The organism is Pyramidobacter piscolens W5455 (assembly GCF_000177335.1).
GTDB lineage: Bacteria > Synergistota > Synergistia > Synergistales > Dethiosulfovibrionaceae > Pyramidobacter > Pyramidobacter piscolens.
In genome coordinates, this window is record NZ_ADFP01000120.1 from 1 (window position 1) to 13,041 (window position 13,041).

General features: G+C 64.0%; 14 protein-coding genes. 8 read left to right on the plus strand and 6 right to left on the minus strand.

Annotated features, from left to right (window positions below; genetic code table 11):
* Positions 1 to 94: 94 nt before the first annotated feature.
* The 3 genes from HMPREF7215_RS09875 to hydF are packed head-to-tail and all read right to left on the minus strand — an operon-like array spanning position 95 to position 2,788.
* Positions 95 to 826 carry an ABC transporter ATP-binding protein gene (locus HMPREF7215_RS09875; RefSeq protein ID WP_009165716.1) on the minus strand — a complete coding sequence of 244 codons (732 nt, stop codon included), beginning with the start codon at positions 824 to 826 and terminating at the stop codon, positions 95 to 97.
* Positions 819 to 1,580 carry an ABC transporter permease gene (locus tag HMPREF7215_RS09880; protein WP_009165717.1) on the minus strand — a complete coding sequence of 254 codons (762 nt, stop codon included), beginning with the start codon at positions 1,578 to 1,580 and terminating at the stop codon, positions 819 to 821. The genes HMPREF7215_RS09875 and HMPREF7215_RS09880 overlap by 8 nt, the downstream gene beginning before the upstream one ends.
* Complete coding sequence (hydF, locus tag HMPREF7215_RS09885) at positions 1,577 to 2,788, minus strand: [FeFe] hydrogenase H-cluster maturation GTPase HydF (protein WP_009165718.1); 1,212 nt, start codon at positions 2,786 to 2,788, stop codon at positions 1,577 to 1,579. Before hydF ends, HMPREF7215_RS09880 begins: the two co-directional genes overlap by 4 nt.
* Positions 2,789 to 3,041: 253 nt before the next feature.
* Between hydF and HMPREF7215_RS09895 the strand changes: the two genes are divergently transcribed.
* Entirely contained in the window at positions 3,042 to 3,911 is an 870-nt protein-coding gene (locus HMPREF7215_RS09895; protein ID WP_009165720.1) for a phosphoribosylaminoimidazolesuccinocarboxamide synthase, read from the plus strand.
* 181 nt (positions 3,912 to 4,092) lie between these two features.
* On the opposite strand, the gene HMPREF7215_RS13325 is transcribed toward HMPREF7215_RS09895, so the two are convergent.
* Entirely contained in the window at positions 4,093 to 4,329 is a 237-nt protein-coding gene (locus HMPREF7215_RS13325; RefSeq protein ID WP_156797521.1) for a hypothetical protein, read from the minus strand.
* Here HMPREF7215_RS13325 and HMPREF7215_RS09900 point away from each other — a divergent pair.
* The 6 genes from HMPREF7215_RS09900 (at position 4,328) to HMPREF7215_RS12520 (ending at position 10,493) form a co-directional block, all read left to right on the plus strand.
* The gene (locus HMPREF7215_RS09900; RefSeq protein WP_009165723.1) at positions 4,328 to 4,921 is read left to right on the plus strand and encodes a DUF6305 family protein; all 594 of its coding nucleotides are present in this window, start codon (positions 4,328 to 4,330) and stop codon (positions 4,919 to 4,921) included. The two genes, HMPREF7215_RS13325 and HMPREF7215_RS09900, sit on opposite strands and share 2 nt — an antisense overlap.
* Before the next feature lie 110 nt (positions 4,922 to 5,031).
* The gene (locus HMPREF7215_RS09905; protein WP_009165724.1) at positions 5,032 to 6,327 is read left to right on the plus strand and encodes a citrate transporter; all 1,296 of its coding nucleotides are present in this window, start codon (positions 5,032 to 5,034) and stop codon (positions 6,325 to 6,327) included.
* A 15-nt stretch (positions 6,328 to 6,342) separates the two neighbouring features.
* Positions 6,343 to 6,528, plus strand: coding sequence for a hypothetical protein (locus HMPREF7215_RS09910; RefSeq protein WP_009165725.1), 186 nt, complete (start codon positions 6,343 to 6,345; stop codon positions 6,526 to 6,528).
* 13 nt (positions 6,529 to 6,541) lie between these two features.
* Positions 6,542 to 7,726 carry a M14 family metallopeptidase gene (locus tag HMPREF7215_RS09915; protein ID WP_009165726.1) on the plus strand — a complete coding sequence of 395 codons (1,185 nt, stop codon included), beginning with the start codon at positions 6,542 to 6,544 and terminating at the stop codon, positions 7,724 to 7,726.
* A 91-nt stretch (positions 7,727 to 7,817) separates the two neighbouring features.
* On the plus strand, positions 7,818 to 9,425 hold the full coding sequence (locus HMPREF7215_RS09920; protein WP_009165727.1) for a dipeptidase: 1,608 nt from the start codon (positions 7,818 to 7,820) through the stop codon (positions 9,423 to 9,425).
* A gap of 252 nt (positions 9,426 to 9,677) precedes the next feature.
* Positions 9,678 to 10,493 carry a class I SAM-dependent methyltransferase gene (locus HMPREF7215_RS12520; protein ID WP_009165728.1) on the plus strand — a complete coding sequence of 272 codons (816 nt, stop codon included), beginning with the start codon at positions 9,678 to 9,680 and terminating at the stop codon, positions 10,491 to 10,493.
* A 317-nt stretch (positions 10,494 to 10,810) separates the two neighbouring features.
* Here the strand turns inward: HMPREF7215_RS12520 and cdd are convergent, their stop codons facing one another.
* Together cdd and HMPREF7215_RS09935 are read right to left on the minus strand one after the other, a co-directional pair.
* Positions 10,811 to 11,413: a cytidine deaminase gene (gene cdd, locus HMPREF7215_RS09930; protein WP_009165730.1), complete on the minus strand. Its 603-nt coding sequence runs from the start codon at positions 11,411 to 11,413 to the stop codon at positions 10,811 to 10,813.
* Between the two features lie 133 nt (positions 11,414 to 11,546).
* Entirely contained in the window at positions 11,547 to 12,641 is a 1,095-nt protein-coding gene (locus HMPREF7215_RS09935; RefSeq protein ID WP_040551105.1) for a threonine synthase, read from the minus strand.
* 142 nt (positions 12,642 to 12,783) lie between these two features.
* Here HMPREF7215_RS09935 and HMPREF7215_RS13985 point away from each other — a divergent pair.
* Positions 12,784 to 13,041: GAF domain-containing protein (locus HMPREF7215_RS13985; protein WP_009165733.1), on the plus strand; the 258-nt coding region annotated here is incomplete at its 3' end.

Consider the following 13,041-nt stretch of genomic DNA (forward strand, 5'->3'; position numbering starts at 1 on the left):
GCGAAGGCGACGCGCAGCCGCTCCAGCGGCGCGGGGACCGCCCGGACGGGCGCGGCGGACACAAGCCAGAACAGACACAGCCATAAATATTTTTTCATCTTTTCCCCTCTTTCCTGTTAAGAGTCTGATTCATGATGCGCGCGAGGATCTCCCGGCGCAGCCTGCCCACTTCGGGCAGCGAAAGATCGCGCGGATAGGGCAGTGAGCCGAGGTCGTAGCGAGCGTCGATGACGCCGCGGTCGAGGACGACGATCCGGCGCCCGAGCAGCAGCGCCTCGTCGATGCTGTGAGTGACGAAAACCACGGTGACGCCGGTGCGTTGGTACAGTTCGACGAGCAGTTCCTGCATGGTCATGCGCGTAAAGTAGTCGAGCGCCGCGAACGGTTCGTCCATGAGCAGCACGCCGGGGTCGAGCGCCAGAGCGCGGGCCAGTGCGGCGCGGTGCTGCATGCCGCCGGAAAGCTGCGCCGGTCTGACGTTCTCGAAGCCGTCGAGGCGAACGGCGCGAATCAGCTCCATGATGCGCGCCCTTTCGGGCTTTTCGACGCCGAAGGCCACGTTGTCGTACACGCTCAGCCACGGCATCAGGCGCGGCTCCTGAAAGACCATGCCGACGCGGGCGCGTTCCGGCGCGCGCACTTCGCCCTCGTAGGATTCCAGCCCGGCGAGGATGCGCAGCAGCGTCGTCTTGCCGCAGCCGCTGCGCCCGGCCACGACCACGAAGTCTCCGTCTTCCAGCGTCAGGTCCAGGCCGCGCAGCACGGGGAGCTTTTCGCCGCCGAGGTCGAAGCTCTTGCGCAGGCCGACCAGCTCGTACCTAGCCAACGTCGTCCCCTCCCGCCCCCGGCGCGACGCGGGCGATCAGCGCCGCCAGCGCCGCGTCGGTCAGATAGCCGACGAGGCCGATCACGAAGACTCCGGCCACGACCTTGTCGGAGCGCGACATCTGCTGGGCGTCGAGGATCATGTAGCCGAGCCCGCTGGCGGCGGCGATCATCTCCGCGCTGATGATGGCGCGCCAGCTGTAGCCGATGCCGATGCGCATGCCCACGAGAATGTCGGGCACGGCGCAGGGGAACATGATGCGCGAGAACAGCCGCCATTTGGAAAATCCCATCGTGCGCCCGACCTCCATCAGTTTCGTGTTGGCGGTGACAAATCCTTTGTGGACGCTCATGTAGATGGGGAAAAACGTCGCCAGCACGATCAGCACGGTCTTGGATTTCTCGCCGATGCCGAACCAGAGGATCAGCAGCGGGATCAGACTGAGCGGCGGCACGTGGCGCAAGAACTCGACGAGGTGCCCGTAGTACTCGGTGCGCCGCGTCCAGGCCGACGCCAACCCCAACGTAAACGCCAGGGCGAAGGAGATGGAAAACCCGACGGCGACCCGGCGCACGCTGGCCCACAGATCGCCGAGCAGCGCGCCGCTGCGTGTCATCGACCAAAAGGCGCGCCACACCTGAACGGGCGACGGCAGCACGTATGGACTCCACCACTGACGGGCGCTGCCCCACCACCAGAGCGCAAACAGCAGCGCCGGCAGGGCGCAGCGCTTGGCGAACGTCCGGCGGCTCATGGACGCGCCTCTGCGCCGAGGCTGACCTTGTCGAGGATGCCCGTCAGCCACGCCAGCGCGATGCCGTAGTTGGTGATGGGCACGCCCTGAGCGCGCGCTTCGGCGATGCGGGCGAGCACGAAGCGGCGGTTGAACATGCAGGCGCCGCAGTGGATGACGAGGTCGTAGCCGCCGAGATCGGCGGGAAAATCGACGCCGCGCGCGAAATCCACCGCAATTCCCGCGCCGAAACGCCGGCGCAGCAGGCGGGGGATCTTGACGCGGCCGATGTCCTCCTCCAGCGGCACGTGCGTGCAGGCTTCGGCGATCAGCACGCGCGACCGACCGGTCAGCTTCTCCAGCGCCCGCGCCCCGGCGGCGAAAGCGGCGACGTCGCCCTTGTAGCCGGCGAACAGGATCGAGAACGACGTCAGCTTCACGCCCGGCGGGACCTGCGGATAAATTTCGGCGAACGTCTGCGAATCGACGATCACCAGCGCCGGCGGTTCTTTCAGCGACGCCAGCGCCGCCGAAAAACCGCCGGATGTCGCGCAGAGCGCGCGGCATTTTTTGTCGAGCAGCTCGCGGATCGTCTGCACCTGCGGCAGGATCAGGCGTCCCTTGGGGGCCTGGATGTCCTGCGGCATCACCAGCACCACCGTGTCGCCGGCGCGGCACAGCGAACCGGTGATGCTCAGGTCTTCCCGCTCGGGCAGCGCCGTCAGCAGCGTTTCGCGCAGCGCCGCCACGCCCTCGCCGTTCGCGGCGCTGACGGGCACGGCGTCGAGCCCCGTCGCGGTCTTGACGCTGCGCAGCGCCGCGCCCCGTTCGTCTTCGCTCATGCGGTCGATCTTGTTCAAGACGGCGATCACGGGAACGCCCTTGGATTTCAGCAGCCCGACCCATTCCAGATCTTCGGGGCGCGCGGCGCCGGCGAAGACCATCAGCGCCACGTCGGTGCGGTCGGCGGCCTCGCGCGTTTTGGCCACGCGCAGCGCGCCGAGTCCGCCTTCGTCGTCGAAGCCGGCCGTATCGATCAGCACCGCGGGGCCGACGCCGCGGAGTTCCATCGCCTTGTAGACCGGATCGGCGGTGGTGCCGGGCACGTCGCTGACGATGGACGCCGCCTGCCCGGCGAGCGCGTTGACCAGCGACGACTTGCCGCTGTTGCGCCGTCCGAAAATCCCGATGTGCAGCCGCTCGGAGCGCGGCGTGTCGTTCAGGCTCATTGGTTTCGCTCCCTTCCGCTGAAAGGATTTTTCAGCTGCGGCGGCGCGCGGCGGCGCGCCCGGCCGTTGACATTCGGCTTTATTATAGAATCTGCGCGGCCAAAGAGCAACGCGCCCGGCGTCCCGGCGCGGACGGATTCAAAAAACATTCGTTCGCATTTCTTATTTATCTCTTGTGTCCTGCGGAATTTGCTTTATACTGAACGCTGAAATTAACTCTCATTATTTCGAAAAATCAGGAGTGATGCAAACGATGCAGCAGTTCAGCCCCGTAAAAGAAGGAAAAGTCCGCGAGCTCTACGACCTCGGCGAGAATCTCGTCATGGTCGCCACCGACCGCATCAGCGTCTTCGACGTTATCCTCAAGAACCACGTCGGCGGCAAAGGCGCCGTGCTCACGCAGATGAGCCGCTTCTGGTTCGACTTCACGCGGGACGTCGTCGCCAATCACATGATCACCACCGACAACGAAGCGATGCCGGAGTTTTTCCGCGCCCCCCGCTTCCAGGGCCGCGCCATGCTGTGCAAAAAGCTGAAAATGATCCCCGTCGAGTGCATCGTGCGCGGCTACATCACCGGCAGCGGCTGGAGCAGCTACCAAAAGGACGGCACCGTCTGCGGCGTCCGGCTGCCCGCGGGGCTGCAAGAGTGCCAGAAGCTGCCCGAGCCGATCTTCACGCCCAGCACCAAGGCCGAGATCGGCGATCACGACGAGAACATCGATTTCGACCGGAGCGCGGCGCTGCTCGAAAAAGACTTCCCCGGCCGCGGCGTGGAGTACGCTCGCACGATCCGCGACGGCACGCTGGCGCTGTACGGAAAGTGCGCCGCCTACGCGCTGTCGCGCGGCATCATCATCGCCGACACCAAATTCGAGTTCGGCGTCGACGAGAACGGCCGCGTCGTGCTCGGCGACGAAATGCTCACGCCCGACAGCAGCCGTTTCTGGCCGCTGGCCGGCTACGAGCCGGGACACGCCCAGCCGTCGTTCGACAAGCAGTTCGCCCGCGACTGGTACAAAACCCATCCCGGCAACGACGGCACGCTGCCGCCCGACGTCGTCGCCAAGACGATCGGCAAGTACAAAGAAGCCTATAAGCTTCTTACCGGCAAAGAACTTTAAACGGCCGCAAAAATGTCGCTTTTGCCGCAAACGGCAGCAAAAAAATATCCGGCTTTCGCCCGCAGCGGGAGAAAGCCGGATATTTTTTATAGTTTACCATTCGTTTCGCTCGCGAACAAAATTCGGGGGATTCCATGAACTCAAAGCCTCGTAAATTTCACCCCGATGGCTTACAAAAGCCTCAGGCCAACGACGGTGATTTTTGTACGCTTTTGTTCCGTTTATGTTTATGACGACGCTCAAAAGACGCGCCGCGTCGTGGTAAGTATACAATATTACCTTGATGTTCTTCTTGATGAAAAAGCATTTTCGCTTTATAAAAGTTCAGTATGCTGCGGCATAAGCCGCGGCGATTTTCCGGTGAAACGGCGCCGGAAAAAAGATTGACCGCAATTTTTTGTGAGGAGGCTTTTTTCATGAAGAAGATTTCGTTGTCGCTGCTTGTGATCATGCTGCTGTGCCTCGCGCTCTCGGCGTGTTCGTTCGCCGCCGTGACCGGCGCCGAAGCGCCCAAGGGCGATCTGCCGCTGCTGGTGACCAACGCCGGCCAGGGCCCCGGGGGCAAGATGGGCCGTCTGCTGATCCGCCGCGCCAAGGCCGTGGACGACCTGACCTACAACGCCGAGCCCAAGCCCGAGGACCTGGTCGCCGGCGGCTTCAAAACCATGATCGTGGTGATCGGCTCGTCCGCCAAAGGGCTGGGCGCTTCCGGCATCACCATCGATCAGGAGATCGTCCGTCTCGACGCGATGATGGCCAAGGCCAAGGAGCTCGGCATCCAGGTCATCGCCGCCCACATCGAAGGCAAGGCCCGCCGCGGCAAGCCGGGCAGCGCCGACGAGCGTTCCATCGACGCCATCATCCCGCTGGCCGACCAGATCGTGGTCAACACGGAAGGCGACGCCGACGGCAAGTTCACGAACCTCGCCAAGGAAAAGAACATCCCCATCACCTATCTTGACAGCGCCATGGATCTTGGCGAATTCGTCAAGATGATGTACGCCAAGTAGAATTTCGCGGCACCAAAAGCTGAGCGCTGGATCCCGGCCTGTGAGAGAAAAGTTTCTGTTTCCCCCCGCGTCGCCGGTCGAGCGCTCTTTATTGTGACAGGAGGTTCGTAATGTACGCCGAAACTTCTATGGTTCTGGCGGTCATGGTGATCGTCTTCGCCCTGGCCAGCTGGAAGCTGAAATCGCCCGAGCTTTCCATGGTCGTCACGGCCATCGCCGGAGCTCTGGCGGGCGGGCTGGGATTCCCCGTCCGCCTCCTTGTGGAAGGCACGTTCACGTATTTCGACGTGGCCTTCACGTTCCTGACCGCTTCGATCTTCATCAACTTCTACTCCGAGACCGGCGCCATGGACGCGCTGGTGCGCAAGATGGTGGAGCGCTTTTACGGCTCCAAGTGGGTGCTCTTCTTCCTGCTGGCGATCATCATGCTGATCCCCGGCGCCCTTACCGGCGCGGGCAGCGTTTCCATGTTCGTGGTCGGCGGCATGGTGGCGACGGTGCTGCGCTTCATGGGCATCGGCGACAAGAAGATCGTCGCCTTCATCTACGTCACTTCGATGCTGGCCGCCGTGGCGCCGCCCATCAACCTGTGGGTGATGCTGATGTGCGCCCAGGCCAACATGCCCTACGTCGGCTTCGACGTGCCGCTGCTGGCGCCGATCGTTCTCATCACGATTTTTACGGTGTTCTATCTGCTGCGCGGCGGCAAGCCTGAGTCCAAGGAACAGATCTTGGCCGAGCTCCCCGAAGTTCCCGCAGGCATGAACTGGTTCCGCATCCTCGCGCCGCTGGCCGTCTTCATCGTGCTGCTGCTGCTTTCCAAGTACGCGGCCTTCAGCATCCCGACGCTGGGCATCCCGCTGATCTTCCTGATCAGTACGCTGGTGGCCATGCTGGTCTCGCCCAAAAGAAGCGGCTTCAGGCGTTGGTACGAAGTGCTCGCCAACACCTCGGAGCAGGTGTTCCCGCTGCTGGCGACGGTCATCAGCGTCGGCGTGCTGGTCAACATCATGACCGCCACGGGCGTGCGCGGCCTGATCGCGATCACGTTCGTGACGCTGCCGGTGGTGCTGATCTACGTCTTCGCGCCGTTCGTGCTGCCGCTTGCGCAGGGCTCGCTCAGTTACAGCAGCGGCATCATCCTCGGCACGCCGCTGATCTTCCTGTTCAACTCGGTGGGCGTCAACGTGACGATCATCGCCACGGCGCTGAGCCTGCTCTACCCGCTGGGCGACTGCCTGCCGCCCTCGCGCATCTCCGGCCGCGTCGCGGTCGACGTTTCGGGCTACAAGGGCAGCTACATGTCGTTCCTTGGGGCCATTCTCGTGCCCTGCATTTTCATGGCCGTCGTCGCCGTGCTCATGCTGATCTACGCCAACAAGCTGAGCTGGCTCATCGTTTACTAGGGAGGATGGTTGGACATGGACGAATTCATGCGCAACGCCAATGAGATCATCCACTACATCTACTTCGGCATGGCCGGCGTCTGCGGCCTCGTCCTGCTGAGGGGGCTGTTTTTCAGAAAAACGCGTCGCTCGATCGTTTACGACATCGTCTACGCGTACACGCTGATCCCCTTCATTCTGCGCGCGCTGCGCATCAAGTAGGAGGAACGGACAAATGGCCTTCAACTACGAAAAAGGCGCCGTCGCGCGCAAACTCGCGTTCCTCGCCGTCGCGGGCGTCATGGCCTGGCTGGGCGGCCGGGAATTTTTGGAGCTTCGCAACTACAAGGAGCAGGTGGTCGTCTCCGACTCGTTCACTGAGAAGAAGATGCTCTCCGACTGGTTCCCGCCGATCAAGGGCACGGGCGTGGACACTCCCGTGTACGTGTTCGACTCGGGCGTGCCCGGCAGCAGCATGTTCTACCTCGGCGGCACGCACCCCTACGAACCTGCCACGTCGATGTCGGCCTACGTAATGATGGAAAACATCAAGGTCAAAAAGGGCCGCGTGCTGATCGCGCCACACGCCAATTACAGCGCCTCCACCGTGGGCATGCTGGGCAACGCCTATCCTAAATTCTTCCACGTGGAAACCGATCACGGTCTGCGCCGCTACCGCATCGGCGACCGCAACACGGCGCCCGTCGACCAGTGGCCCGATCCGTTCACCTACGTGCACTATCCTTCGGGGCAGAACCTCGACTACACGGATTCGCGCAACCTCAACCGCACCTACCCGGGACGCCCCGACGGCAACCTCACCGAGCAGCTGACGTACGCGATCATGGAAGTCAACCGCAAGGAAAACATCACGCTGTTCGTCGATTCCCACGAAGCGTCGCTGATGTATCCCGTGGTCGCCACCTACGTGGCCCACGACCGTTCGCTGGACATGGCGATGATGGCTTCGATGGTGCTGACGGCTTCCGAGTTCCCGATGAAGTGCGAGGCTTCGCCCAAGAGCCTGCGCGGCCTGAGCCACCGCGACGCGGGCGACTTCTGCGACTCCTACGTGGTGCTGATGGAGACGCCGGAACCGTTCATCGACCGCGTCGCCGGCAAGATCACCGAGAAGCTGATGATGGACGGCAAGGACGAATTTTTGCAGACGGCGGCCGAGCACGGCCTGCTCTACTGCGACTACGACATCAAGGTCGGCTACCCGATGTGGGACCGCGTCGGCCGTCACCTTTCGGGCGCGCTCGAGATGATCAACCAGATGAACGATTTCCTGATCGACGAGCCTGAAAAGGAGCTGCTGGTGGAGTTCCCCCGCCATCCCGACCTGAAGGAAAAGGGGCTGGGCGCGTTCCTGCACGATCCGGCCACGGCCGATCCCAAGAAAGTGTTCCTCGATTAATCCGATTGGTTTTCCGGGCGGCCTCCGGCCGCCCTCGCACCGCCCTCTCCGGCTGCCGGAGAGAAAATAATTTTTCAGGAGGGATTCATTCATGAAACCGAACCGCAAAGTTCTCGTCGGCGCGCTGCTCGCCCTGTCGCTGACCGCCCAGGCGTCGTTCGCCTGCACCGTCATCGCCGTCGGCAAGAAGGCCAGCGTCGACGGCAGCGCCATGATCACGCACAACGACGACTCGCGCACGGCCAACTCGCGCCTGTACATCGTGCCCGAGGCCGACTGGCCCGAAGGATCGATGCGTCCGATCATCAAGGACCAGCACGGCTACCCGGGCGAGCAGCAGAAGCTCGACGAGACGCCTCAGGTCAAACACACGTTCCGTTACTTCTCTTCCCGTTACTCATTCATGAACGAGAAGGGCGTCGCCATGAGCGAAGCCACCAACGGCGTGGACGACACCGACGAGCGCGCGCTCAAGGTCAAGCAGGTCATGGAGAAGGACGCCGTCGGCTCTCTGGACGCCTGGAGCATTCAGGACATCGCCCTCGAGCGCGCCTCCACCGCCCGTGAAGCCGCCAAGATCATGGGCGAGCTGGTCGAGAAACACGGCTTCTACGACGCCGGCGAGACCATGCCCATCACCGACGGCAACGAAGTCTGGATCTTCGAAGTCTATGGCAACGGCATCTGGGCCGCCTGGCGCATGCCCGACGATCACATCTTCGTGGCCGCCAACCGCGCCCGCCTGCGCAACCTGAACCTCGACGACAAGGACAACGTCATGGCCTGCCCCGACATCGTCGACTTCGCCGTCAAGAACGGCTTCCTCGACGCCAAAAAAGTCGACCGCAAGAACTTCAGCCCCGCCGACGTGTACAACCCCAGCCACGAACTCTACGCCATCCGCCGCGAGTGGCGCGTGCTGTCGCTGATCGCGCCCAGCCAGACGTTCGATCCCAACGCCATGGAACTGCCCATGTCCGTCGTCCCCGACAAGAAGGTCAGCGTTCAGGACATCTTCGCCATCACCGGCGACTGGTACGAGGGCACGCCCTATGACCTCAGCAAGGGGCCCGCGGCCGGTCCCTGGGGCAACCCGATCCGCTTCGCCAATAGCAGCAAGACCAAGCCCGATTCGACGTGGGAGCGTTCCATCAACATGATGCGCACCTGCTACGTGCACATCGCCCAGGTCCGCGGCGACCTGCCCGAAGAGATCCGCGGCATCAGCTGGTTCGGCTACGGCGCTTCCGACACCACCTACATCACGCCGCTGTGGCCCATCATGAGGAAACTTCCCGACTTCTACAACACCGGCGACCGCTTCCATCCCTACGACAGCAAGTCCGGCTGGTGGGTCAACACCCGCGTCCAGGAGATCGCCGGCCTGCATTATCAGGACGCCCGCAAGGACATCCACGCCGCCCGCGACGAGAAACTTCAGCCGCTCTACGTGCTGACGCCCATGGTCCAGGACAAGGCCGCCGAGCTGATCAAGGCCGGCAAGCGCGACGAAGCCATTTCCTTGATCACCGACTTCGCCTACGCCAACGCCGTCGATTTCAACCAGCGCTGGCAGACCCTCGGCGACGTGCTGCTGGGCAAATACGCCCTCGGCTACGTCAATTTCAAGACCACGCCCTACCCACAGGAGTGGAACGACTTCATCGGCTACGGCCCGATCACACGCCCCGCCAAGTAACGAATCGTTTGCCGCACACAAAGGATCGCCCGGCCAAATCCACTGGCCGGGCAATCCTTTTTTGCGCTTTTGGGCGGGAGCCGCGTTTACCGAGGCGCTTTCGACAGGCCGAGAATGTACTGCGGATGCCCTGCCGGGCCCGGCGCTGCTCGTCGGCGACGCCGCCGTCGCGGGCAAGGCACGTGTACCTTCTCAAGGCCGGATGGGTGAGTTATAATGAACTAACTCATCGGTGCGGCAAGGAGGGACATGATGAATCTGAAACTTCGAGAGCTGGAAGGGACGGCGCTGATCACCGTCGTCGCCCGGGCGCGGGCTTCGCAGGATCCGCGCGAGGACTTCCGCGACCCGTGGGCGGAAGAGATCGTCCGCGGCCTGACGCCCGCACAGATCAAAAGCGTGGAGACGGGGCGCGTCAACGCGGGCATTTTGGTGCGCGAGCTGGTGTTCGACGCCGCCGTCGCAAAGATTTTAAAGGACAAGCCGCAGGGAGTGGTCGCCAATCTCGGCGCGGGGCTGGACAGCCGCCCGTTCCGCCTCAGCAATCTGGCCGCGCAGTGGTACGACTACGACCTGCCCGACGGCGTCGAAGCCCGCCGGGCGGTCTACGCCGAGGACGCGGCGCACCATTTTGTCGCCGCCGACGTGCTGCAGCCCGATTTTGTCGGGCTCCTGCCGCCGCGCGTCGATCTGTTTTACGCCTGCGGCGTGTTCATGTACTTCAAGGCCGAGGCGCTCAACGCGATGTTCGCGCGGCTGGCGCGGCACAGCCCGGGAGCGGCGGTGCTCTTCGACACGTCCACGCCGTTTTTCGCCCGTCACGCGCACCGCATCGTGCGCGGCATCAAAGCGGGCCTGTTCGGCGGCTGGGGCTTCAGATACGACGCGCGCCCCGAACAGGTCGAGGCGCTGTTCCCCGCCCTCGGCGACGTCGAGGTCGGCAACTACGGCGACAGCGGCCTGTTGTCCCGCCTTCGCGGAAGTATGAAGCTGTTCTTCCGCCTGCTGCGGCCGGTCTTTACCGACAGCCTGTTCGTGACGGCACGGCTGGGGGAGCGCGGCGTTTGAACGGAAACCGCCGCGGAAAAACAACGCGCGGCGCCGTTTCGCGGCAAAATTCCAAAGGTTTTTGAGCGGAATTTTCTTCTTAAAAAAAGAGCCCGTCTCCCGCTGCGCTTGTATGCGGCGGGAAGGCGGGCGTGTCTTTTACGGAGCGTCGTTCAAAGGGATCGTCCGCACCGCCGCGCGCGGAGCGACCACCGCCAGAAGGGCGGGCAGCAGCGGGGCGAGCGGAGCGGGGCCGGCTTCGGCCAGAACGGCTTCGGCGACGGCGTCGTCCGCCGCGCCGTCGAGGGCGCGCAGCGTCAGGACCGTTTGCAGCGCCGTCAGCGAAGGGTTGTCGCGCCGCTTTCCAGCAGCCAGCCGGCGTAGGTTCGGCCGGAAGACGTGCGCAGCGCCAGTCCGCTGCGCGTGCCGGTGTAGGGCGCGTAGCTGTTCTCGGCCGCGGCGCAGGCCAGCCCGTCCAAATCGTCCGCGTTCGGAACCGCGGCGCGGGAAAGCAGGTTTTCGCCGCCGCGTTCCAGAGCGAAGGCGTGCGGCAGATAAGCGCCGAGCGGCCGCGCTTCGCCGTTTCGCACGATGTCCAGCGGCGCTTTCAGTTCCGTCAAAAACTGGCGGCAGTAGCCGCAGGGCGCGGCCGACACGGCCAGCGCCGTCAGCCGCGTTTCGCCGCGCGCGCGGGCGCTGACCACCGCGGCCTGCTCGGCGTGGACGGTGAAATTCAGCGGCAGCCCTGCGAACTCCTGATTGGCGCCCAGATAGACGCGCCCCGAATTTCCCAGCGCCGCCGCGCCGACGCGAAAGCCGCTCAGCGGCGTCCGCGCGGCCCGCGCCGCTTCGTCCAGAAACGCGGCGAGTTCCGCGTACACGCGCGCTTTGTCCCGACTCATATCCAGCTGAATGGTCGTTTCCCCGCCGTTCCGTTGCATGCGATTCACTCCTGTCGATACGCGCTGCCGCGAAATGTTCCACGTGGAACATTTCGATCTCGGCGCCGACGCCTTCTGCGTTGGCGTAATGTTACCGTTTTCACTGTTTCATGCCGGGCGTCGTTCTTGCCGTTCAATGATCGGATTTCAGCCCCGCGCCGCACATAGGGATGACGCTGTCGGGCGCGCGGCCGTAGAGCTCGCAGTAGCGGCGGTAGCCGGCGTAGTTGGCGGCCGTCGTGTGCTCGCAGTAAATGCCTTTCGCGGCCAGTTCGCGGCGGCAGGCGAGGATCGCGTCCTCGGGCACGGCGACGATCTTGAAATCGTACTTGCGCACCGAAGCGAGGATGGCCTCGCCGCGCATCGGCTGTCCGATGGCGATGCCCTCGGCCAGCGTGGGGCGGGGATCGATCCGCGCCGGTTCCGTGTCGCCGCTGCGCCACGCTTCCAGCAGCGGCGCGCAGTTTTCGCTCTGCATGAGGACGACGTTGGGCATGGCGGCGACGATCCCGGCGGCGAGGAACTCTTCCAGCGCCTTGACGACGCCGAGGTAGAGCGTGCCGTTGCCGACGGGCACGAAAATGTTCCGCGGCACGCGCCCCAGCTGCTCGTAAATCTCGTACAGGTAGGTCTTGGTCCCTTCGTAGAAGAAAGGATTGTAGACGTGATTGGCGTAATACAGCCCGCGCTCGCGCACGGCGGCGCGGCACACGTCGGCGCAGTGGTCGCGCGAGCCGGGCACGACGTGGGCCCGCGCGCCGTGGGCGCGGATCATGTCGATTTTTTTCGGCGAGGTGCCTTCGGGCACGAAGATCTCGCAGGCGATGCCGGCCCGCGCGCAGTAGGCCGCCACGCTGTTGCCGGCGTTGCCGCTGCTGTCCTGCGCCACCGACCGCACGCCGATGGCGCGGCAGTGCGACACCAGCACGGCGGCGCCGCGGTCTTTGAACGACAGCGTCGGCATGAAGTAATCCATCTTCAGCGACAGATCGTCGTCGAAGCGCACGACGGGCGTCAGCCCCTCGCCGAGGCTGACGGCCTTCCAGTTCTCGCCGAGCGGCGGCATGAAGGCGCGGTAGCGGAAAATGCTCCATTCGTCCCGGTCGACGAGGTCGAGGCTGAACTTCGGCCTCCCGAACTCGAGGTCCCACAGCCCGCCGCACTCGCAGCGCGGCTTTCGCGTCGCGGCGTCTTCCTCTTTCCCGCATCTCGAACAGACGTACTTCATGGTTTTTCGTTCCTCCTCGCGCCGGATTTTTCCCGGCGCAGCTCCATTGTACAATATCTTCGCGCCGCCCGCGGGGTCTTTTATGGTACAATGCCGGCAGAAACGCGGCGCAAAAGCGTCCGCTACGAAAGGAGCCTGTGAGATGATCTCCGTCGAAATCCCCGCAAACCTGACGAAAGACGAACGCTACCGCCTCATTTCCGCCCGGCTGGCCGCCCTGGCCGCCGCCGAGCGCGACCCGCTCGCCAACCTGTGCAACTTCATGGCCTATCTGTACTGGACCGTGGGCGGCGTCAACTGGGTGGGGCTGTATCTCCTGCGCGGCGGCGAGCTCGTGCTCGGCCCCTTCGCGGGCAAGCCCGCCTGCTCGCGCCTCGCCCCCGGCAAGGGCGTGTGCGGC

Bases quoted from the DNA above. Each gene is read 5' to 3' on its own strand.
- HMPREF7215_RS09910 (WP_009165725.1), top strand. From the start codon at position 6,343: ATGGACGAATTCATGCGCAACGCCAATGAGATCATCCACTACATCTAC.
- HMPREF7215_RS09895 (WP_009165720.1), top strand. From the start codon at position 3,042: ATGCAGCAGTTCAGCCCCGTAAAAGAAGGAAAAGTCCGCGAGCTCTAC.
- cdd (WP_009165730.1), bottom strand. From the start codon at position 11,413: ATGCAACGGAACGGCGGGGAAACGACCATTCAGCTGGATATGAGTCGG.
- HMPREF7215_RS09915 (WP_009165726.1), top strand. From the start codon at position 6,542: ATGGCCTTCAACTACGAAAAAGGCGCCGTCGCGCGCAAACTCGCGTTC.
- HMPREF7215_RS12520 (WP_009165728.1), top strand. From the start codon at position 9,678: ATGAATCTGAAACTTCGAGAGCTGGAAGGGACGGCGCTGATCACCGTC.
- HMPREF7215_RS09905 (WP_009165724.1), top strand. From the start codon at position 5,032: ATGTACGCCGAAACTTCTATGGTTCTGGCGGTCATGGTGATCGTCTTC.
- HMPREF7215_RS09920 (WP_009165727.1), top strand. From the start codon at position 7,818: ATGAAACCGAACCGCAAAGTTCTCGTCGGCGCGCTGCTCGCCCTGTCG.
- HMPREF7215_RS09880 (WP_009165717.1), bottom strand. From the start codon at position 1,580: ATGAGCCGCCGGACGTTCGCCAAGCGCTGCGCCCTGCCGGCGCTGCTG.
- HMPREF7215_RS09900 (WP_009165723.1), top strand. From the start codon at position 4,328: ATGAAGAAGATTTCGTTGTCGCTGCTTGTGATCATGCTGCTGTGCCTC.
- HMPREF7215_RS09935 (WP_040551105.1), bottom strand. From the start codon at position 12,641: ATGAAGTACGTCTGTTCGAGATGCGGGAAAGAGGAAGACGCCGCGACG.
- HMPREF7215_RS13325 (WP_156797521.1), bottom strand. From the start codon at position 4,329: ATGAAAAAAGCCTCCTCACAAAAAATTGCGGTCAATCTTTTTTCCGGC.
- hydF (WP_009165718.1), bottom strand. From the start codon at position 2,788: ATGAGCCTGAACGACACGCCGCGCTCCGAGCGGCTGCACATCGGGATT.